The following is a 20467-nucleotide window of genomic DNA, read 5'->3' as shown; positions in this document are numbered from 1 at the left end:
TTGGGTACAGATTACCTGAATTTGTGGTTGACTCATCATACCAGTTGGCTAAGCTAATCTTCGCTCGGATCAACCACGCTTCGCCGGGAGTTCGAAGCTGAGACGGGTGGAGGATGGCGGGGAACAGGAACTTGCTTGGGAGGCCGACCGACGGCTTGGGCCAGGCGTTCCGCAACCTTCACAGCCTGATGGATTCAAACGCAGACAGTGGCCTCGATCGATCGAGACACAGGCTTTTCAAACGGGAGGACTTCATGAAACTGACTCGCAGAATAACGCTTGCGGCGTTCGCCGGCGTGCTGGCACTCGGCACGGCGATACCCGCCTACGCGGCGGACCTCATCGCCATCATCACGCCATCGCATGACAATCCGTTCTTCAAGGCGGAAGCGGTCGGCGCCGAGGCCAAGGCCAAGGAACTCGGCTACGAGGCGCTGGTGCTGGTGCATGACGACGATGCCAACAAGCAGTCCGAACTGATCGACACCGCGATCGGCCGCGGCGCCAAGGCGATCATCCTCGACAATGCCGGCGCCGACGCCACCGTGGCCGCCGTGCAGAAGGCCAAGGACGCGGGCATTCCCTCGTTCCTGATCGACCGCGAGATCAACGCCACCGGAGTCGCCGTGGCGCAGATCGTCTCCAACAACTACCAGGGCGCCCAGCTCGGCGCGCAGGAGTTCGTCAAGCTGATGGGCGAAAAGGGCAACTTCGTCGAGCTGGTCGGCAAGGAGTCCGACACCAATGCCGGCATCCGCTCCAAGGGCTATCATGATGTCATCGACGACTATCCGGATCTGAAGATGGTCACGCAGCAGTCGGCCAACTGGAGCCAGACCGAGGCCTATTCCAAGATGGAATCGATCCTGCAGGCCAATCCCGACATCAAGGGCGTCATCTCCGGCAACGACACGATGGCGATGGGCGCCTATGCCGCGCTCGCCGCCGCGAACCGCAAGGATGTCATCGTCGTCGGCTTCGACGGCTCGAACGACGTGCGCGATTCCATCACCTCCGGCGGCATCAAGGCGACAGTGCTGCAGCCTGCCTTTGCCCAGGCGCAGATGGCGGTCGAACAGGCCAACGACTTCATCAAGAACAAGAAGTCGCCCGAGAAGGAAAAACAGCTGATGGACTGCGTGCTCGTCAATGGCGAAAATGCCGCCAAGCTGGAAACCTTCGCGCTGAAGAACTGAGCCGGCTCAACGCAACGGCGAGGGGCGGACCCGTGTTCGCCTCTCGTCCAGTTTTGTTTTGACGCAAATTCGGACGGAAAACCGTTTCACACTTTTTCTGGAATTGCTCCAGTTTCACGTTCCGGGTGATTCTTTGACCGCCATGCCGAACAGATTGACCTGGCTGACCCGTTTCACCGGGATGATGCTTGCGGCGCTCGTGGGCCTTGGCCTCAGCGCCTGCAAGATCCTGCCGACGCCCGTGGCGCAAAGCGAAAACAATGCGCCTGCCTTCAAACCGGAGAAGATGGTCGAGGACATCTGGGCCTCGAAGGTCCGACCCTATCTCAAGCAGAAGGCCGGGCCGTTCGCCGAGGTCCATGCGTTGGCGAAGACCGATCCGGCGGCGGCCGGCGCCAAATACGGCAACCCCAGGAAGCAGGCGAATTCGCCATGGACCTTCGCGGTGCGTGTCGAGGGCAAGATCATCGCCGCCAACACGCAGTCGCGCGCGGCAACGATGGACATTGACGTGGACGGCGACGGCAAGGCCGATGCGCGCGTCCAGATCGGCCCAGCGATGCGCGGCACGGCACTGCGCGACAGCCTCGATTTCGTCCAGTTCAACGACTTCACCAACCAGATCGACTTCGCCCAGTTCGGCAAGGCCTTCAATGCCTACGCGAGCAAGGCCGTGCTGTCCAAACTGCCGCGCGAGGCACTTGAAGGCCGCGCCGCCAAGGTGATCGGCGCTTATACGATCGAAGGTGGCCAGGACCTGCCGCTGGTGACTCCGGCGGAGGCCGAGATCGGGCCGAAGCCATGAGCCCTGGTCGCGAGGTCATCCTCAAGCTGGAGGACGTCTCGAAAGTCTATGCCGGCACGGTGGCGGTCAAGCAGGCGAACTTCGAGGTGCGCAAGGGCGCCGTCAACGTGCTGGTCGGTGAAAACGGCGCCGGCAAGTCGACCCTGATGAAGATCATCGCCGGCGTCGAGCAGCCGACCGCCGGCCGCATCCTGCTCGAAGGCGAAGAGGTTTCCTTCTCCTCATCGGGAGATGCGGTGGCGCGCGGCATCGGCATGGTGTTCCAGGAGCTGAACCTGTTCGGCAACATGACCGTCGCCGAGAACATCTTCGCCACACGCGAAATCACCAACCGGCTGGGCAAGATCGACCGCAAGGAGCAGGAAAAGCGGGCGGGCGAATTCCTCGACCGGCTCGAAGCCGGCATCCGGCCAGACATGCTGGTCGAGGACCTGCGCATCGGCCAGCAACAGCTGGTCGAGATCGCCAAGGCGGTTTCGCTCGACGCCAAGATCCTGATCATGGACGAGCCGACCTCGGCGCTGAGTGCGGCGGAAGTCGAAATCCTGTTCAAGGTGATCGCCGACCTCAAGGCGCGCGGCGTCGCCATCGTCTACATCTCCCACCGGCTGGAAGAACTGATCCGCATCGGCGACACCGTCACCGTGCTGCGCGACGGCCGCATCACCGGCCAGGAGGAAATGAGACGAGTCGACACGCAGTGGATCGTGCGGCAGATGATCGGCTCGGATGCCAAGGATTTCGCCAAGGCCGACGGACATCAGCCCGGCGAGGAAATCTTCCGCGCCGAGGAGATCTGCCTGCCGCGCGTTACCGGCGGGCTGGCGGTCGATCATGTCTCGCTGTCGCTGCGCGCCGGCGAAATCCTCGGCATATACGGGCTGATGGGCGCTGGGCGCAGCGAGTTGTTCGACTGCATCATGGGCCGTCATGGCCATGCCAGCGGCAAGATCTTCATCGCCGGCAAGCAGGTGAAGGAGCGCGACACGACGCGCCGCATCCAGCGCGGGCTGGCATTGATCCCCGAGGACCGCCAGCGCGAAGGGCTGGTGTCGATCCTCTCGGTCGCCAGCAACCTGACGCTGGCAAGCTTGTCGCGCTTCGTCAGCCTGTTCCATATCCGCGGCGGCGCCGAGCGGCAGGCCGTCGTCCAGATGGTTCGGGAACTGGCGATCAAGGTCGCCGATCCGGCGCAGGAAGTCTCGTCACTGTCGGGGGGCAACCAGCAGAAGGTGGTGATCGGCAAGGCACTGCTCACCGAACCGAAAGTGCTTTTGATGGACGAACCCAGCCGCGGTATCGATGTCGGCGCCAAGGCCGACGTCTTCCGCACCATGCGCAAGCTTTCGCGCGACGGGCTCGGCATCCTGTTCGCCACCTCCGATCTCGACGAGGTGATGGCGCTGTCCGACCGCATCGCGGTGATGAGCAATGGCAGACTGACCGGCATGTTCGACCGCGCCGAGGCGACGGAAGCGGCGATCGTCGCTGCGTCGGCGCTGGGCCACGGACCGGCACATGGAGAGCAACGCTGATGACTGACATTCCGGCCAAGGCGGCCGCTCCTTCCGCCTCCAGCGGTTCCGCGCTGCTGACGCTGATGAAGCTCAGGACCTTCATCGCGCTGATCGCGGTGCTGGTATTCTTCTCGATCGCCGCGCCGAACTTCCTCTCGGCCGCCAATTTAATCCTGATGGCCAAGCACGTGGCGCTCAACGCCTTCCTCGCCATGGGCATGACCTTCGTCATCATCACCGGCGGCATTGACCTTTCGGTCGGTTCGATCGTCGGCCTGTGCGGCATGGTGGCCGGCTATCTCGTGCTCAACGGTATCGACCTGCAGATCGGCTACACCGTCTATTTCAACGTCTTCGAGATCATCGTGATCACGCTTCTGGTCGGCATAGCGATCGGCGCCGTCAACGGGCTGCTGATCACCAGGCTCAACGTCGCGCCCTTCATCGCCACGCTCGGCGTGCTCTATGTCGCGCGCGGTTTCGCGCTGCTGTCCTCCGACGGCCGCACCTTTCCCAACCTCGTCGGCAAGCCGGAACTCGGCACCACCGGTTTCGGCTTCCTCGGCGCCGGCCGGCTGCTCGGCTTGCCGGTGTCGATCTGGATCCTGATCGTGGTGGCGCTGGGGGCTGCCTACCTCGCGCGCTACACCCCGCTCGGCCGCCACATCTTCGCCGTCGGCGGTAATGAGCGCGCGGCGCGGATCTCGGGCGTGCGCGTCAACATGGTCAAGATGTTCGTCTATATGTTCTCCGGCTTCTGCGCCGCGATCGTCGGCCTGATCATCTCCTCGGAACTGATGGCCTCGCACCCGGCGACGGGCGAGAGCTTCGAATTGAACGCCATTGCCGCGGCGGTGCTCGGCGGCACTTCGATGTCGGGCGGACGCGGCACGATCGGCGGCACAATCGTCGGCGCCTTTGTCATCGGCATCCTGTCGGACGGGCTGGTGATGATGGGCGTGAGTTCCTTCTGGCAGATGGTGATCAAGGGCCTGGTCATCATCGTCGCCGTCGTCGTCGACCAGGCGCAGCGCCGGCTGCAGCAGCGCGTCACGCTGATGCAGATGGCAAAGGTGGGTTGAGCATGGAGATCCTAAGTGGAGCGCTGATCGGCTGCGGCTTCTTCGCCGTCAACCAGATGCATGCCTGGCGCGACATCGAGGGCGCCTCGATCGTCGCGGTCTGCGACCGCGATGCCGAGCGACTGCGGATCGTCGGCGACCAGTTCGATGTCGCACGGCGCTACACGGACGCAGCGGCGATGTTTGCGGCGGAGAAACTCGACTTCGTCGACGTCGCCACCACGGTGGGCAGCCATCGTGAGCTGGTCGAGATGGCCGCCGCGCACGGCGTTCCCGTCATCTGCCAGAAGCCGTTCGCGCCGACGCTCAGTGATGCCAAGGCGATGGTGCAGGCCTGCCAAACAGCCGGCTTGCCATTGATGGTGCATGAGAACTTTCGCTGGCAGTCGCCGATCCAGGCGGTGCGCGCCGTACTCGACAGCGGCGAGATCGGCACGCCCTTCTTCGGCCGCATCTCCTTTCGCTCCGGCTATGACGTGTTTTCCGGCCAGCCCTATCTGGCGACGGGCAAACGCTTCATCATCGAGGATCTCGGCATTCATATTCTCGACATCGCCCGCTTCCTGCTCGGCGATGTGTCGAGCCTGACCGCGCGGACCGCACGCATCAACCCGGCCATCGCCGGCGAGGATGTCGCCACGATGCTCATGGACCACGCCGGCGGCGCCACTTCGGTGGTCGATTGCAGCTATGCGACCAAGCTTGCTGTGGAGCCGTTCCCGGAAACACTCATCGAACTCGACGGCAGCGACGGCACGATCCGGCTGGCGCAAGGCTACCGGCTGACCGTCACAGGCAAAACCGGAACCAAGGTGAGCGACGTCTCGCCACCACTGCTGCCCTGGGCCTCGCGACCATGGCACAACATCCAGGAGAGCGTTGCCGCCATCCAGCAGCACTGGATCGACTGCCTTGCATCAGGCCAGGAACCGGCTACTTCAGGCGCCGACAATCTCAAGACATTTGCCCTGGTCGAGGCCGCCTATGCGGGTGCCGCCAGCCGCGGGCCGGTGCAAATCGACGCCTTGCTCAGATGACGGCTGAGGCTTTCCAGCTCTACGGCACGCTCGCGGCCGAGCCCAAGCCGGTCACGTTGCGCGCGGGCGCGCTGAGTACGGAGCTGGTCAACGGCAATCTGCGCACCATCCGCCATGGCGGCACCGAAGTGCTGCGCGCCATCGCCTATATCGTGCGCGACCGTGACTGGGGCACATACGAGCCTGATCTGACAGATCTGGCGATCGACCAGAAGGATGACCGTTTCTCAGTCAGCTACACGGCAAGCTGCCTCGGCCCGAACGGCAGCCGGCTCGGCTTCCGCGCCACGATCGAAGGCTCCGCCGACGGCAGGCTGGTGTTCGACGTGACCGCGTTGCCAGAGAGCGATTTCGAAACCAACCGCTGCGGCTTCTGCATCCTGCACCCGATCGCCGGCCTTGCCGGCAGCCCGGTGACGGTCGAGCATACCGACGGCGGGGTAGTCGAGACGGAACTGCCCGATCTGATCGACCCCTGGCAGCCGTTCAAGAATTTGCGCGCCATCACGCATCAGGTGCGGCCCGGCGTTGTCGCGCAATGCCGGATGGATGGCGACACATTCGAGATGGAAGACCAGCGCAACTGGTCTGACGCTTCCTACAAGACCTATGTGAGGCCGCTGGCGCTGCCATGGCCCTATGTGCTGCCGGCCAGACAACCCCTGCGCCAGACGATCAGCCTGCAAATCACCGGCGACGCCAACGTGCCTGCCTCGGCAGCGGCGGCCGAACCGGTCCGCGTCAAACTCGGCAAGGCCGGCTCGAAGCTGCCTGACATCGGCGTGGTGATCTATCCCGAGGATGTCGAGGCGGCACTTGCCGACCTGCCGATGCTGGGGAGGCTCGGTCCCCGGCAGCTGCTTTTCCACTTTGATCCGACCCGCGGCCACGGCCTCAACGCGCTGCGCGCCCATGCCCGGCTCGCCGCCGCCTACCCTGTTTCGACGACGCTGGAATGCGTGGTCGCCTGCGCCGGCGATCTCGACGCCGAACTTTCCAATGTCGCCGATTTGGTACGCCGGGCAGGCCTGCGGCTCGATGCTGTCGCGGTGTCTCCTGCGGTCGACCGCCAGTCGACGCCGCCGGGCAGTGCCTGGCCGGCATGCCCGCCGCTCGAGGACGTGTATGCGGCCGCTCGCCGTGCCTTTCCCGATATCCGTCTCGGCGGCGGCATGTTCAGCTATTTCACCGAGCTCAACCGCAAGCGCGTTCCGGCCGACCAGCTCGATTTCATCACCCACTGCACCTGTCCGATCGTGCATGCCGCCGACGATCTCAGCGTCATGCAATCGCTGGAGGCGCTGCCCTTCATCACCCGGTCCACCCGTGCGATCTTCGGGACAGAGCCGTACCGGATCGGGCCATCGACGATGGCCATGCGCCAGAACCCCTATGGCGGCGCGACCAAGGACAATCCGCAGGGCCAACGCATCGCCATGGCGAACCGCGATCCCCGCCATGCCGCGCAGTTCGCCGCCGCATGGACGATCGGCTATGCCGCGCGCGTCGCGCCGGCGGGACTGGAGATGCTGACACTGTCCAGCTTCGCCGGACCGTTCGGCGTGGTCGCGGGATCAGGCGAACCCGTCGCGCAAGGAACGCCGCGGCCGATCTTCCAGGCCATCGAAGGGCTTTGTGAGTTGGCTGGACTGACGCATGTTTCCGCCACGACGAGCGACGAGACGCGGGTCCTGGCGCTGGCCGGCCGCTCTGTCTCGGGCAAGATCATCGTCTGGCTGGCGAATCTGACATCGAAAGACGTCCCGGTCGACGCTTCCGCGTTTGGCCAGGGCAATCTCGCAATGCCGCCCTATGCGATTACCAGGATCGGTTACTTCTCGGAATTCATCACATAGAGCGCACGCGAGCGCTCGAGGTGCTTGATCATCGCCTTCTCGGCGCCGTCGGCATCCCCGTGCTCGATGCGGTCGATGATCTCCTCGTGCTCGGTCAGCGTGTATTTTTCCTTGCCGGTCCAGATAAGCATTTCAGTGTGGTATTCCTTCAGCCAGCCCAGCGTGGCTTCGCTGACGGCGACATAGATCGGATTGCCTGAAATGGACGCGATCTGGGTATGAAACTTCATGTCGGCGGAGATGAAGGCTTCCGAATCGCCGCGCGCGGCGCGCTGCTCGGCCACGGTTGCCTTCAGCAGTTGCACATCCTCCGATGTGGCCTTTTCCGCGGCTTCCCTGACCATGCCGCGTTCGAAAAAGATGCGCGCGGTCTTCAGGTGCTCCAGCGTGTCCCTGGACGAAGACAGTATGATCTTGGCCGCGCCGTCGACCTGCTTGATGATCGACTTGGCGGTCAGTTGCAGCACCTTGGCGCGCTCGCCATGCGAGATGGCGACGAGCCCCATATTGCTCAGCGCCTGCATGGCTTCACGGATCGCCGGCCGGCCGACCTCGAAGCGCTCCATCAACTCGCGCTCGGACGGCATGTCATCGCCGGGCTGCAGTTCGCCACTGGTGATCAGCCGCTTCAGTCTTGCAAAGACTTCGTCGGAAAGTTTGCGCCGGACGATCGGCTCCGAACGGTTCATCGTCGCGAATCACTCCCTTGACCCAGCCCTATCTAGCATTGCCGCTGCGATTCCTGGAATGCCCGTCCGCTGACCGCACTGTAGCCGCCAATGGGATATTCCTTGCAATACTTATGTACTCATTATACCAGATTTCTTGCGCGACGAAACTTTTTTCGAACCCTTTTCGACCGGCCGACATCCATGATCACCTTGACCTACCGCATCGAGACGCCAGGCAGCATCGAGTCGCTGGCGGCCAAGATCGCCAGCGACCAGTCGACCGGCACCTTCGTCGCGCTGCCGGGCGAGACGGAGGAACTGAAGGCTCGCGTGGCGGCGCGCGTGCTGGCAATCCGCCACCTGCCTGATGCCGCGCAGCCGTCTCTCCCGGGATCCGGCAACGGACCGTTCAGGCGCGCTGATGTCGACATCGCCTTCCCGTTCGATGCCATCGGCACCGACCTTGCGGCGCTGATGACCATTGCCGTCGGCGGCACATATTCGATCAAGGGGCTCACCGGCATTCGTGTCATCGATATGAAGCTGCCGGAACAATACCGGGGCGCCCATCCCGGACCGCAATTCGGCCTCGCTGGCAGCCGCATGCTGACCGGCGTCGAGGGCCGTCCGATCATCGGCACCATCGTCAAGCCGGCGCTGGGCCTCCGGCCACATGAGACGGCCGCGATGGTGGGCGAACTGATCGAGGCCGGCGTCGATTTCATCAAGGACGACGAGAAGCTGATGAGCCCTGCCTATTCGCCTCTGGCGGAGCGGATAAAGGCGATCATGCCGCTCGTCCTCGACCATGAACAGAAGACCGGCAAGAAGGTGATGTATGCCTTCGGCATCTCGCATGCCGATCCCGACGAGATGATGCGCAACCACGATCTGGTGATCAAGGCCGGCGGCAATTGTGCCGTGGTCAACATCAACTCCATCGGCTTCGGCGGCATGGCGTTCTTGAGGAAGCGCTCCGGCCTGGTGCTGCACGCCCACCGCAATGGCTGGGACATCCTCACCCGCCATCCCGGGCTCGGCATGGATTTCAGAGTCTGGCAGCAGTTCTGGCGGCTGCTCGGCGTCGACCAGTTCCAGATTAACGGCATTGCCTCGAAATACTGGGAACCAGATGCATCCTTCGTCCGCTCCTTCAAGGCGGTGACCACGCCGATCTTCTCGCCTGACGATTGCGCGCTGCCGGTGGCCGGTTCCGGCCAATGGGGTGGACAGGCACCCGAGACCTATGAACGCACCGGGCGAACGGTCGATCTCCTTTATCTCTGCGGCGGCGGCATCGTCAGCCATCCGGACGGACCGGGCGCCGGCGTGCGCGCCGTGCGTCAGGCCTGGCAGGCGGCTGTGGACGGCATTCCGCTGGCCGATTATGCCCGCAGCCATGCCGAACTAGCGCGGTCGATTGAAAAATTCGGCGATGGCAGGGCGGCCTGACACCCATGCAAGACCTGCTGCTCAGCTACTATGGCGACGACCTCACCGGCTCGACCGATGTGATGGAAGCACTCGAGCTTGGTGGCGTCCCGACCGTGTTGTTCATGCGCCAGCCGGACGCCGAGCAGCTTGCACGGTTTTCGCACTGTCGCGCGGTTGGCCTCGCTGGCACCAGCCGCAGCGAGACCCCGCAGTGGATGGACACGCATTTGCGTGACGCGTTCGCCTGGCTGAAGGCGCTGAGAGCCGATATCTGCCATTACAAGGTCTGCTCGACCTTCGATTCAAGTCCGGTAATCGGCAGCATCGGCCGGGCAATCGAGATCGGCCGCTCGGTCTTCGCACAGGACAGCGTGCCTATGCTGGTCGGCGCACCGCAGCTCAGACGCTACACTGCCTTTGGCCACCTGTTCGCGGCCTATCGCGACCAGTATTTCCGCATCGACCGTCATCCGGTGATGAGCCGCCATCCGACAACGCCGATGAATGAGTCCGACCTGCTGATTCATATATCGCGACAGACCGGACTCTCCTTGGGATTGCTTGACCTGGCGACGCTGCAGTCCACATCGCGATCGCAGGCATTCGATCGCCTCGTGGAGAACGGTGCCGCCATCGTTCTTATCGACGTCGACAACCGGGAGACCCAAGCCCTTGCTGGCAAGGAAATATGGCGGGTTCGCAAACCGGGCGGTTCCATCGTCGTCGGCTCGTCCGGAATCGAATATGCGCTGTTGACCGAGTGGGCGTCGAGGGGCATCGCCAACGCTGGGCCACGCTTTGCGCAGCCGGGTGCCATCGACCGGGTGGCCGTCGTGTCGGGCAGTTGCTCGCCGACCACCGAACGACAGATCCGGCATGCCCTGTCCGACGGTTTCGACGGCATTGAGGTCGACCCTGTCGAATTGGTTTCGGAGGGGTCGGTGCAGGCGATTGCGCGTGCGGCGGCAAAGGGCCGCGCCAGTCTGCAAGCAGGGCGCAGCGTCATCCTTTATACGGCACTTGGCCCCACCGCCGACAGGGGCGCCGAAATCGACCGGGAGGATGGTGCCCGCCACAAGCTTGGCCGCGGCCTTGGTGCGCTGCTGCGCCAATTGACGGAGGAGCAGAGCTTGCGGCGCGTGATCATCGCAGGCGGTGACACGTCAAGCCATGCGCTGGGACAAATGGGCGTAGACGCGCTGACCGTCAGGATGCCCCTGCCCGCCTCGCCCGGTTCCCCGCTTTGCGTAGCCCATTCCAGCATCGATGCGATCGACGGGCTGGAGGTCGCGTTGAAGGGCGGGCAGGTAGGAACCGACCGCTATTTCTCGTCCATCCGTGACGGCCTTCAGAATTGACCTTGGCGTTGCGCTGGGACATTGCGAAACCTGGGGAGACATGCACAGTCGATTAGGGCTTGCGCCCGAGCACCAAGCGAGCACATGTCTGCTCGAAAGTCGACCGGCAGAGCCCCTCCGGAACAGGCCTTTAAGCATTGGTTCAGCGACGACCGCTTTCGAAAAAGGCTGCGCTTCGCCAGGAATGGCAGACATGCCGCGCAGGCGAGCCACCCCGCCTGACTGCTCAAAATGACCGCTTTCGGGAACTGGCTACGGCGGGCTCTACAGCTGATTGAGGCGCATTGCGGACCCGCCTTTGCGCACGCCAAACCGCAGTTCGACGCTTTTGCCTTCAGGCGCTCTTCGCCCCCTCCGCCTTGCGCACCGACGCCTGATGCACCAGCGAGGTCCAGCTGTTGGTCGAGGCGAGGTGGCAATAGAGCAGGCCGAGCGCGCCTGACTTCCTGAGGTCGAGGAAGGCCCCGTCGCTCAATGTGTTGAAGGCCGCCTCGTCGATCACCTGGAAGTCGGTGAGGTTGAGCACTTCGCCGCCTTCCAGCGTCACCTTGCTCTGACGCGGCGAAAACAGGCCGTGGGCGTCGATCTTGTCGACCATCTCGCGGGTGGCCCTGAAGTCGATCTGGAACTGGTTGCAGAAGGCGAGCGCGCCCCAAAAGCAACGGCTTGCTGCTGCGTGAGGCACAGGTGCCAAATTGCGTCGGGATGCCGACATACCCATACAGCCCACTCCTGGATTCACGGAGACCCGGAAAGCCTACCCTCGGAGGTGTAGGTCGGCAATCAGTAGCCGCCGATTTCGATGACTGCATCGGCAAATGCTCGCGGAGCTTCCTGCGGCAGATTATGTCCGATCCCGCCGCTGATGAGCCTGTGCGAATATCTGCCGGAGAATTTCTTGGCGTAGGAACTGGCGTCCGGATGTGGCGCGCCATTGGCGTCGCCTTCCAGCGTGATGGTAGGCACGGCAATGACCGGGGCTTGGGCGAGCCGGTTTTCCAGATCATCGTATTTCGGCTCGCCTTCAGCAAGCCCGAGCCGCCAGCGGTAGTTGTGCATCACGATGCTGACATGGTCCGGATTGTCGAAGGCCGCTGCGCTGCGCTCGAAGGTGGCATCATCGAAATTCCACTTCGGCGAAGCGAGCTGCCAGATGAGTTTGGCGAAATCGCGCCTGTATTTCTCATAGCCGGCACGACCGCGGTCCGTGGCGAAGTAGTATTGGTACCACCACTGCAGCTCCGCCTTGGGTGGCAACGGCAGCGTGCCGACTTGCTGATTGCCAATGAGATAGCCGCTCACCGAGACCATCGCCTTGCAACGTTCGGGCCAGAGCGCAGCAAGAACGTTCGCCGTCCGGGCACCCCAATCGCAGCCGGCGATCGTGGCTCTTTCGATTCCTAGCGCATCCATCAGGGCGATCGCATCGACCGCAAGCGCCGACTGCTGGCCGTTGCGCATCGTCTCGTCCGACAGGAAACGTGTCGTGCCATAGCCGCGCACGTAAGGCACAATCACGCGATACCCTTCTGAGGCGAGCATGGACGAGACTTCGACGTAGGTGTGAATATCGTATGGCCAACCATGGAGCAGGACGACGGGTGCGCCGTCGGCGGGCCCCAGCTCCGCATATCCGACGTTCAGCGCCCCGGCATTGACCTGCCTGAGCGGGCCGAATGATTTGTGTGCCGCCTGCGTCGTGGACGCTGGTGCCTGGCTCGTCCAAGTGGCCGCCATGCTTCCCGGCACATTCAAGCCAAACTCGGTGGCGGCGAACGTCATTGCCGCGGCACCAACAATGCGGCGGCGACTATGGTCGATTGTCTCGGGAGACTTGCTCGTATCCATGATGATGCCTTTGTGATTGCGGTGACCAGCAAGGAGGAACCTCAGCATCGACCCAAAGAGGCCGCTGCGAGACCGGCGCCCTGCCCTTGCGCTATTGATAGCCGATACCACCAATGTAGCTGGCGAGCAGCTGCTCCTGGAGTTCCTCCTGTTCGAAGAGCGCCTTCATCGCATCGCGGATATCGAGAATGCCAAGCGGTTTCGAGTCGGCGCCGAGAACCGGAATGTTCTGAAGCCGTTGCGCGACCATGATCTGCCAGACCGAATGAACGTCGTCTTCGGGACCGCAGGAGACGAGACCCCGGCTCATCAATGCCGTTACGGGGGCTTCCGCCGATCCTGAATTCGCCAGGTGACGCACGAGGTCGGACTTGCTCAACACCCCTGCCGCCTCGCCACCGCCATGGCAAACGATGACCAGGCCTATGGCCGGATTGGAAAGTGACAACGCTGCATTCCGCGCCGTAGCGTCCACGCCGATCACCCTGAGGCGGGCCGATGTCACCGGATGCAGGCTGTCGATGCGCATGACGTCCTCCTAAGAGCGCCTTGCGGCCGCAGCCGAAGGATAGCTTTCAGTTTAGGCATGGTTGTGGAGTTTGGCCAGAAATCCGCCGGAAGCGTCCCGCTTTCATTTCCCGTAAATCGTCAATTCCTTCTCGCTGGTATCGACGACGAAGATCGCAAGCAGGCGGGCGCGTTCCGTCTTGCTCGCGTTTTCGCTGACGGAATGATGGTCGCCCGGAAATTCAGAGAAACTTTCGCCGGCGCGATATGTCGTTACGGGTCCGTCGTTGACCTGGCTTCGGATCGCCCCCTCCAGGACTGTCGCGTAAATGAACGCCGAATTCGGATGGGTGTGGGCCGGCGATGTACCGCCCGGCTCGTACTCGACAAGCACGGCTTTCATGCTCTTGCCAGGCACATTTGGAAGAACATGGTCGTAGACAAGCTTCACGCTTGCATCATCATGGGCCATGGCTGCGGGAACAAAAGCGGTGGTGAATGCCGCCGCGCAGACGAACGTCTTGATCATGTCTTATCTCCAGTTTGCAAGAATGAGTGGGAGAGACAGCCGATCTGCTTGAGATGAGCTCGGCGTTCCCTTCTTCTGACTGCTTATTGCTGTTGCGCGGACCGGCTGAGCCAATCGTCGAAGTGTATCGAGCCGATGCGAGCATTCTCGCCGGGGACGAGCGTTCGATCGTCAATTTCCACTGCGCCGTAGTAGAGCGCGTGAGGATCCACGACCAGTTTGCGAGGGTCCTTGGTTGCCTTCAGGAACCGCCCGACCAGTTCGCTGAGACGCACGCGCTCCGGACCGGCAATTTCGATCATGCCGTTCAGTGGCGCCGCAAGCGCGGCGTCCGCCATCGCGTCGGCGACATCATCGGCCGCCATCGGTTGGAAATACGCCGGGGACATAGTGATGGTATCCCCAACCGCGCCTGTGTTTGCGAGAGCGGCCGTGAATTCGAAGAACTGCGTCGCGTGAATGATCGTGTAGGGAATTCCCGACTCTTTGATGAGCCTCTCCTGAGCCATCTTGCCGCGGAAGTAACCCATGCCCTGCAGGCGGTCGGTGCCGACGACCGACAGCGCAACGTGATGACGCACGCCAGCTGCCGTTTCGGCTGCAAAGAGGTTTCGCCCGGCCGTCTCGAAGAACTCGATGGCAACCTTTTCCTCGAACGACGGCGAGTTCGCGAGATCGACGACGACCTGCGCGCCCGCAAGCGCAACGGCCAGGCCTTCGCCCGTGACGGTGTTGACTCCCGAGTTCGGTGAAGCCGCAAGCACGTCATGTCCTTTGTTTCGCAGGCGCTCCACGGTCTTTGAACCGATCAGCCCGGTTCCGCCGATGACGACGATTTTCATGTCTGGTCTCCTGGTCTTGCGTGTCGGAATGGATTGTTTCGATAGAACGGATGGCGTTCCGGCCAGATGCTCACTGTGCCGATGCCGCGTCTTCGATCAGCGAGGTGACCTCGCCGGGATGCGAGACCATCACAGCGTGGGATGCACCCTCGATGACGACAGTCTTTACGGCGTACGCGCGCTTTGCCATGAAGCTCATGACGGCTGGCGGGATATTGCGGTCACCCGAGCCATAGATCATGTAGGACGGCAGAACCTTCCACGAAGCAACGCCCGAAACCTCAGCCAGAGCTGCCTGCGTAACGGGGCGTTGAGTGGCCGCCATGAGCAAAGTCTGCTCTTCCGGGACGTCGGCGGCGAACTGGGCGCGGAACTTGGCCGGCTGAATGAAGAGATCCTGTCCGCCGTCGGGCAATGCGACTGGGACAATTGCGCTCCCCAAGGTGCTGCCGGGAAACTTGCTGGAAAGCGTGAGGCTCGATTCGCCGGTATCCGGCGCGAATCCCGCCACATAGACCAAGGCCTTCACATTGGCATTGCCATTGGCCGCCTCGGTGATGACAGGCCCGCCATAGGAATGGCCCACCAGCACGACCGGCCCGGAGACCGACCGGACGATGGCTGAGACCGCCGCCGCATCGCTCGCGACGCTGCGGAGCGGATTGGCTGCGGCTATCGCTGTATAACCGTCGGCGCTGAGTTTTGAGATGACTGCATCCCAGCTTGAAGACTCGGCGAAGGCGCCATGCACCAGCACGATCGTCGGCTTGGACTGAGAACCCGCGGTCTGGGCCATCGCGCTGCCCGATACGGCAAGCGCCGCGGTGAGCGCCAGGATTCCAGTGATATTTGGCATTTGCTTTCTCCTTTGTGGCCTGTCGTGACCAGTGAGGAGGAAAATGCGACGACGCGGCCCGCGCGGCTATTCTACGGAAGGGTCTGTCATCCGATGCCAAGGTACAGGGTAGGCCATCGGGGGACAGGATCCGCGGGACGAGGCCCGATTTCCCGTGCTTCGCAATGGGATATCTCTCGCTGGTGTGGAAGGCCGGCAGAAGCCGGATCAGGAATCGCGGCCGCTGGCCAGCGGATGTCCGCGCTAACTCTTCACGGCCTTGGCGCCGAAGGCCTCTGGCGAAGAGAGTTCACACTTCAAGCGGGCCGTCGCCATGATGCTCGACGATATCGGAGCGGCGGTTTTGGAGCGCGTCGCGTCGAAACGGATTCATGCGACGCGCTCTAAGTCTTTGTTCGATGCATGTCTGCGAAACCGGGGGCACTTTTGCGCGACGTGCATCAACCCGACAGGCGGTCAGTAATCCCAGACGGCCGGTACGCAACGAAAGGCGTCGCCCTCGACCGCGACGTGGCAGACGGATGGGAACGACAGGTGAGTGGCCACCAGGGGCTCGCGGGTCGCCGCCAACTCCCGCAAGAGGCTGACGCGGACGCGGGCCGCCTCTTCGGGATCGTGTTCGAAGCCGTTGTGCCAGTCGGGGCGGTCGAACCCGACCTGGAACACAGCGTCGCCGGCGAACGTCAGCCGGTCGCCGCCGGACGCGAGGCGGACCACGCTGTGTCCGGGGGTGTGGCCGCCGGTGCGACGGACGACCACCCCCGGCGCCACCTCGTACTCATCCTCGAACGGCCGCAACTGGTTATGGTACTCGTTGACGAACCGCTTGGCCGTCCGCCGAAGTGCGTCCGGGAAACCTTGCGGCATTGAGACCCGAGAGAAATCGGGCGACTCCCAGAACTTGAGCTCCGCGGCTGCCACGTGGATCCGCAGATCCGGACGCAGTTGGTCCTTCACCCCCTCGACGAGCAGCCCGCCAATGTGGTCCATGTGCATGTGGGTAAGCACCACGTCGGTCACCGATGCGAGATCGATGCCGGCGGCCTCCAACCGCTGGCCCAACCGCCCGGCCTGCGGCAAGTGCAAGTCCGGGTCCATCCCCAGCCCAGCATCGACGAGTATGGTCCGGCCGCCGCTACGCACCACGATCACATTCAGCGGCCACTCGAGCATTTCCGGCGGCAGGAACATGTCCTCCAGCCAGGCCGCCCGGACGGCCGGGTCGACATTGTATGCCATAACCGGGGCCGGTATCGGTAGCACTCCATCGCTGACCACCATTACTTCAATCTCGCCGACCCGCAGCGCGTAACGCGACGGAACCAACTCGTCGGACCCCGGTCTACCGGGGTGTGAGGTGTTGTCCAAGCTCATGTTTGTCTCCTGCTGATCGCCTTATCCACGGCCATATCGGCCACCTCCGCCGCTGGTCCCATGGGTTGGCACGCGCCTCCATCGACCCACTGGCGTCGGTGGAGGAAGTTGCACCGCATCGGCCCGCGCGGCCATCGAGCGGAAGCGTCGGTTTCGCCATGCGAAGGTCTATGCCGGACCCGTTGAGAGCATCGGTGATCTCCCGCAAACGGCTATGATGCAGTCGGCGCGCCCCCGACATAGCGTTTTCAGGCATGTCTTGGTTGGCACGCTGGTCCGAACGAGCAAGTCCGGCGCGGCCGAAAATCCTGCTCTCGCAAACAACGTCATCTCCTAAACTTTGGCCTACACACCCCGATCCTTTTGTGCTGCCTAGACAGTCAGCTCGTCTGGTCGTTTAGCAAACGTACGGCGCTTATCCTAATGGAGTACTAACGATCGAAAACTCAAAGCAGAAGTCACCCAATGAAAATCATCCCCCTTATTTGCACTGCTCTTGTTGTTTCAGCAGGAGCGACATTTGCCGGAAGCGACCACTATGAACCGAGTGGGGATCAGCAGTCTGCAACTGTCACTGACTACATGCATGTCTTCTCGACCAAGAAGACTGGCAATGGTGCCCGCATGCCGCAAACCGTGCTCAAGCCGGCGGCTCCCACCCGCGAACCCGGCCAAGGCATTTGGGGCCACTGACGCCCGACAATCAGAAAATTGAAGGGCCGAGGCGTGACCTCGGTCCTTCTTCCGCCGCACCAGCGATACGTCCTGGATATGTGAATCCGGATTTCCTATCCGGGCCGCGGTCAGCTGCCTGTCGCATCTCGGAGACGATATCGATCGCGCTCGATCGATATCGTGACCTGCCGATTTCCACCATTTCGGGATCATCACGAAATTGCTGCCGGAGGCCTGTTTTACCATCGGTGACGGTATCGGCCAGCGGTCGGTTTCCAAGATCGCCCAGATGTCGCTGGCAAAACAACTATCTATGATCGACAGATTCCCGGCGCTCGGCAGGCTTGTCTTCCAGAACGCTTTGGCCTTGCAGGCGCTCGCCGGCGACGGCCGACGACGAGACGTGGTGTCTGTCGCCTGCTGCCGTCTCCGCGGCGACCGAAATGTGGGCAGAGGTCTCAACAACCTCCGGCGTTGTCCCTCCCTCAAATAGTGACCAGTTCGCCAAGTCGCGGGCGAGCTGCGCGTAAGCACAGCCCGTCTGTCCGCAAGGGGTTTCATGCCTTGGCGGCTGTGGTCCGAGTGGCCGTCCGTGCATCATTTGTCCCTCAGTGTGCGTCCCGTGCCGGCGCCAGCGCTGGAGTTCGATGGCGCAGTGGTTCCGTTCCACCGTCCGAGACATGAGCCGGCAGAACCAGCATTCGGGCCACCGCTCGGCTATGCGAGCGCACAACGTTTGGCCTCTTGGGCCGCCTGAGATAAGGTTCAACGCGCGCGACAGATTGCCAGAGATGGTCATCGAGAGCTCCAAGGAATTGCGGATGACGCGCGGCCAGCCGGCATCATCCCCTGATGAAGGCGAGCAGGTCAGCGTTGACTTGGTCCTGGAGCGTGGCTGTGATGCCGTGCGGCGCCCCGGGGTAATAGATATCCTTGGCACCCTTGATCAGCCGCGCCGACTTGACTGCCGAGTCCTTGACGGGAACGATCTGGTCGTCCTCGCCGTGCAGGATCAGGGTCGGCACGTCGAACTTCTTGAGATCTTCAGTGAAATCGGTCTCGGAGAAAGCCTTGATGCATTCGTAAGCGTTCAAAAGACCGGCCTGCATGCTCCACAGCCAGAACTGATCGAGCGTCCCTTGCGAGACCTTGGCGCCCGGCCTGTTTGCGCCATAAAACATGGGCGCCAGGTCGCGGTAGAATTGCGAGCGGTCCCCGACGAGGGCGCTTCGCATACCGTCAAACACTTCCTGGGGCAGGCCTTCCGGATTGGCTGGCGTCTTCAGCATGATCGGCGGAACCGCCGCGATAAGAACGGCTTTGGCAACCCGCTTCGTTCCGTGCCGCCCGATATAGCGAGCGACCTCACCTCCTCCGGTGGAATGGCCGACCAGCGTCGCGTCGTGAAGATCAAGCGCCTCGATCACTGCCTCCAGATCGTCGGCATAGCCGTTCATGTCGTTGCCAGACGAGGCTTGGCTGGACCGGCCATGGCCGCGGCGGTCGTGCGCCACCACGCGGAAGCCGTTCCGCGCCAGGAAGAGCATCTGGCCGTCCCATGCATCGGAATTCAGCGGCCAGCCATGCGAGAAGGTTACAGCCGGACCCTTGCCCCAGTCCTTGTAGTAGATTTCCGTGCCGTCCTTGGTCGTGATTGTGCTCATCGTCTTGGATCCTTTGCTTGATTTAGAAGTGGGAAGGTTTTGCACTCGGCTCGCGGCCGAAGCGGCGAGCGGCGATCCGGCGGCGGCAACTACGCTCAAGCCGGCCAACAGAACATCGCGGCGGGATGCGCCAACGGAGAAAAGTCCATCCTGGTTCATCGCACCGTCCTTGGTGTGTGGCTTTGAACATTCGGTTCACCATCACGACCATCGATCGACCTGCGCGATCGCAGTTCGGGGAGGGACGGGCGAAGGAGCAGTCGAAACTCGACGGTCGTGATGGCTTGCAAGGAGGATGCACCGATCCGGGGAGCCAACCTATTCTACGGAAGGATCTGCGATACGATGCCAAGGTGCAGGATAGTCACGCCGAGGCATGGGTCTTGGCTAAGGGGAAGGCCTGGCGATTAGAGTGCTTCGACTCTTCGGGCAGACATATGCACGTTCCGGGGCGGGCACCAGAGACACAGGCCCCCGACCCGTCACAACCGACGAATATTAGTTCGATCTGTGAAGCGTCTCAAACAGGAACCAGATCCGCTGCTCGGACTCGTCAATCCAATTTTCCAGGAGGCTCGCTGTGGCCACGTCGCCGTGTTCGTCGCAAAGGCCATGCAGGACGCGCATTCGGGCGGCCAGCGTGCCATTGTCCTCGCGCAATTCCGCCAGCGCCTCGTGCGATTGGACGAAATCGGCATCGTTGTCCGCCAGTCGTTGGCGGCGGGAAATGTCGCCGATCGAGCGAATGGTGGTGCCGCCGAGTTTGCGTACCCGTTCAGCCAGTGGATCGGTCACGGCCAGAATCTCGTCTGCCTGATCATCGAGCAATAAGTGGTAGTCGCGGAAATGTGGTCCCGACATGTGCCAGTGGAAGTTCTTGGTCTTCAGATAGAGGGCGAATAGATCGGCCAACAGAACCGTCGCTGCAGCCGAAATGTCGTGCACCGCTTCGTTGGAAAGGCCTGACCGGGTGTGCAGGTCGGCACTCATGCGGGACTTAGCATTGTCTTCCATGGTCCTTACTCCTTTGTTGGGACGAAGCCGAAAGGGGCTTCGCGAATTGACATTGAGCTCGGCCTGCCAGAACCGGCCGGGGCATTGGCGGCATGGGTATTGCGAGACCACCTCGTTCAAATTTCTCGGCGAGGCAGATCTTGGGTCGGCAGGGTCGTTATCTCACGCTCGGTTCACGTTGCCGGCTAACCTACCCCCTGAG

Annotated in this window: 20 protein-coding genes; 10 read left to right on the top strand and 10 right to left on the bottom strand. The window is 62.6% G+C overall.

The genetic code is table 11. The features are described from left to right. Positions 1-254: 254 nt before the first annotated feature. The 6 genes from O7A70_RS27800 (at position 255) to apnL (ending at position 7493) form a co-directional block, all read left to right on the top strand. The gene (locus tag O7A70_RS27800) at positions 255-1196 is read left to right on the top strand and encodes a D-ribose ABC transporter substrate-binding protein (RefSeq protein ID WP_337143209.1); all 942 of its coding nucleotides are present in this window, start codon (positions 255-257) and stop codon (positions 1194-1196) included. Between the two features lie 142 nt (positions 1197-1338). Next, a complete protein-coding gene (locus tag O7A70_RS27795) occupies positions 1339-2001 on the top strand; it encodes a DUF2291 family protein (protein WP_337143208.1) in 663 nt (220 codons plus the stop codon). After that, positions 1998-3536 carry a sugar ABC transporter ATP-binding protein gene (locus tag O7A70_RS27790; protein ID WP_140718147.1) on the top strand — a complete coding sequence of 513 codons (1539 nt, stop codon included), beginning with the start codon at positions 1998-2000 and terminating at the stop codon, positions 3534-3536. Before O7A70_RS27795 ends, O7A70_RS27790 begins: the two co-directional genes overlap by 4 nt. After that, the gene (locus O7A70_RS27785; RefSeq protein ID WP_337108998.1) at positions 3536-4600 is read left to right on the top strand and encodes an ABC transporter permease; all 1065 of its coding nucleotides are present in this window, start codon (positions 3536-3538) and stop codon (positions 4598-4600) included. Before O7A70_RS27790 ends, O7A70_RS27785 begins: the two co-directional genes overlap by 1 nt. A 2-nt stretch (positions 4601-4602) precedes the next feature. Next, positions 4603-5637 carry a Gfo/Idh/MocA family protein gene (locus O7A70_RS27780; RefSeq protein ID WP_337143207.1) on the top strand — a complete coding sequence of 345 codons (1035 nt, stop codon included), beginning with the start codon at positions 4603-4605 and terminating at the stop codon, positions 5635-5637. Further along, complete coding sequence (gene apnL / locus O7A70_RS27775; protein WP_337143206.1) at positions 5634-7493, top strand: D-apionate lactonase; 1860 nt, start codon at positions 5634-5636, stop codon at positions 7491-7493. Before O7A70_RS27780 ends, apnL begins: the two co-directional genes overlap by 4 nt. On the opposite strand, the gene O7A70_RS27770 is transcribed toward apnL, so the two are convergent. Continuing rightward, positions 7469-8182 (bottom strand): transcriptional regulator NanR, encoded by a 714-nt coding sequence (locus O7A70_RS27770; protein ID WP_027145252.1) that lies wholly within the window; start codon positions 8180-8182, stop codon positions 7469-7471. The genes apnL and O7A70_RS27770 overlap by 25 nt on opposite strands. A 183-nt stretch (positions 8183-8365) precedes the next feature. Here O7A70_RS27770 and oiaX point away from each other — a divergent pair, with 183 nt between their 5' ends. Beyond that, positions 8366-9616, top strand: coding sequence for a 3-oxo-isoapionate-4-phosphate decarboxylase OiaX (gene oiaX, locus O7A70_RS27765; protein ID WP_337143205.1), 1251 nt, complete (start codon positions 8366-8368; stop codon positions 9614-9616). Positions 9617-9621: 5 nt separating this feature from the next. Next, positions 9622-10956 (top strand): four-carbon acid sugar kinase family protein, encoded by a 1335-nt coding sequence (locus O7A70_RS27760; protein ID WP_337143204.1) that lies wholly within the window; start codon positions 9622-9624, stop codon positions 10954-10956. Positions 10957-11290: 334 nt separating this feature from the next. Here O7A70_RS27760 and O7A70_RS27755 read toward each other — a convergent pair whose 3' ends face one another. From O7A70_RS27755 to O7A70_RS27725, 7 genes are all read right to left on the bottom strand, one after another. After that, positions 11291-11677, bottom strand: coding sequence for a SapC family protein (locus tag O7A70_RS27755; RefSeq protein ID WP_337143203.1), 387 nt, complete (start codon positions 11675-11677; stop codon positions 11291-11293). 62 nt (positions 11678-11739) lie between these two features. After that, the gene (locus O7A70_RS27750; RefSeq protein WP_337143202.1) at positions 11740-12804 is read right to left on the bottom strand and encodes an alpha/beta fold hydrolase; all 1065 of its coding nucleotides are present in this window, start codon (positions 12802-12804) and stop codon (positions 11740-11742) included. A 91-nt stretch (positions 12805-12895) separates the two neighbouring features. Then, entirely contained in the window at positions 12896-13333 is a 438-nt protein-coding gene (locus O7A70_RS27745) for a CBS domain-containing protein (RefSeq protein WP_337143201.1), read from the bottom strand. A gap of 102 nt (positions 13334-13435) precedes the next feature. Beyond that, the gene (locus O7A70_RS27740) at positions 13436-13840 is read right to left on the bottom strand and encodes a cupin domain-containing protein (protein WP_442921218.1); all 405 of its coding nucleotides are present in this window, start codon (positions 13838-13840) and stop codon (positions 13436-13438) included. Between the two features lie 83 nt (positions 13841-13923). Beyond that, positions 13924-14682 carry an SDR family oxidoreductase gene (locus tag O7A70_RS27735; RefSeq protein WP_337143200.1) on the bottom strand — a complete coding sequence of 253 codons (759 nt, stop codon included), beginning with the start codon at positions 14680-14682 and terminating at the stop codon, positions 13924-13926. Between the two features lie 70 nt (positions 14683-14752). Further along, entirely contained in the window at positions 14753-15520 is a 768-nt protein-coding gene (locus O7A70_RS27730) for an alpha/beta fold hydrolase (RefSeq protein WP_442921222.1), read from the bottom strand. 474 nt (positions 15521-15994) lie between these two features. Next, entirely contained in the window at positions 15995-16912 is a 918-nt protein-coding gene (locus tag O7A70_RS27725; RefSeq protein ID WP_337143198.1) for an MBL fold metallo-hydrolase, read from the bottom strand. 465 nt (positions 16913-17377) lie between these two features. Between O7A70_RS27725 and O7A70_RS27720 the strand changes: the two genes are divergently transcribed. Next, a complete protein-coding gene (locus O7A70_RS27720; protein WP_337143197.1) occupies positions 17378-17605 on the top strand; it encodes a hypothetical protein in 228 nt (75 codons plus the stop codon). A 202-nt stretch (positions 17606-17807) separates the two neighbouring features. Next, a complete protein-coding gene (locus tag O7A70_RS27715) occupies positions 17808-18080 on the top strand; it encodes a hypothetical protein (protein WP_337143196.1) in 273 nt (90 codons plus the stop codon). A 349-nt stretch (positions 18081-18429) separates the two neighbouring features. Here O7A70_RS27715 and O7A70_RS27710 read toward each other — a convergent pair whose 3' ends face one another. Then, on the bottom strand, positions 18430-19410 hold the full coding sequence (locus O7A70_RS27710; protein ID WP_337143195.1) for an alpha/beta fold hydrolase: 981 nt from the start codon (positions 19408-19410) through the stop codon (positions 18430-18432). Positions 19411-19749: 339 nt separating this feature from the next. Beyond that, entirely contained in the window at positions 19750-20265 is a 516-nt protein-coding gene (locus O7A70_RS27705) for a Dps family protein (RefSeq protein ID WP_337143232.1), read from the bottom strand. Between the last annotated feature and the right edge of the window lie 202 nt (positions 20266-20467).

This window comes from Mesorhizobium sp. Cs1299R1N1, from assembly GCF_037179655.1.
Taxonomy (GTDB): Bacteria; Pseudomonadota; Alphaproteobacteria; order Rhizobiales; family Rhizobiaceae; genus Mesorhizobium; species Mesorhizobium salmacidum.
The sequence above is the reverse complement of the archived record's forward strand: the minus strand, read 5'-3'. Positions and strand labels throughout refer to the sequence as shown.